This window comes from Blastococcus sp. MG754426 (assembly GCF_021699055.1).
GTDB lineage: Bacteria > Actinomycetota > Actinomycetes > Mycobacteriales > Geodermatophilaceae > Blastococcus.
In genome coordinates this window covers 1-547 of sequence record NZ_SSXC01000179.1, presented here as the reverse complement: position 1 = coordinate 547, position 547 = coordinate 1, and the positions used below count along the sequence as shown (strand labels likewise).

Annotated in this window: 1 protein-coding gene; it reads right to left on the bottom strand. The window is 77.1% G+C overall.

The genetic code is table 11. From position 1 onward, the window contains the following. The coding region (locus E9549_RS22880; protein ID WP_236828897.1) for a DUF222 domain-containing protein at nucleotides 1-547 on the bottom strand (547 nt) is incomplete at both ends.

The window sequence follows — 547 nt, the reverse complement described above, 5'->3', positions numbered from 1 at the left end:
CTGCGGAGGGGCCGGGGTGCGGCCCACGTCCAGGGGCTGACCCTCGGGGCCCAGCACGATGCGGGTGATGCCGCCGTCGCAGGCCAGCCAGCGGGCACGGGCGGCGGAGATCGTCGCCCCGAAGCCGAGGGTGGCCGCGCCGGGCCCGGCGGCGGGGTCGACCAGGTCCTCCAGGTCGACACGGACCACCACGTGCGGCTTCTGGGTGCGCAGCACCGGCAGGGTGCCGGCGGCCAGTTGGTTGTCGACCAGCTGGACCAGGGCGTCGGCGGACTGCTGGGCGCGGGTGCGCATGTCCCCGGCGGGCCGGGACGCCTGCACGATCGACTCCACGGCCGCCTGCAGCTTCTCCCCGCCCACGGCGTCCAGGTCGCCGCGGAAGGACAGTGATCCGTCGGCGTGCCGGGTGAAGGTCAGCGACCGGCCCTCGGTGGGGTCGGGCTCGGCCCCGTCGGGGTCCAGCCGGGCCAGGTGGTGGCGCACGACCTGGCGCAGTTCGGCGTGCGGCCGGGTCGCGGCCACCTGCGCGAGCGCCTCGTCCACCCCG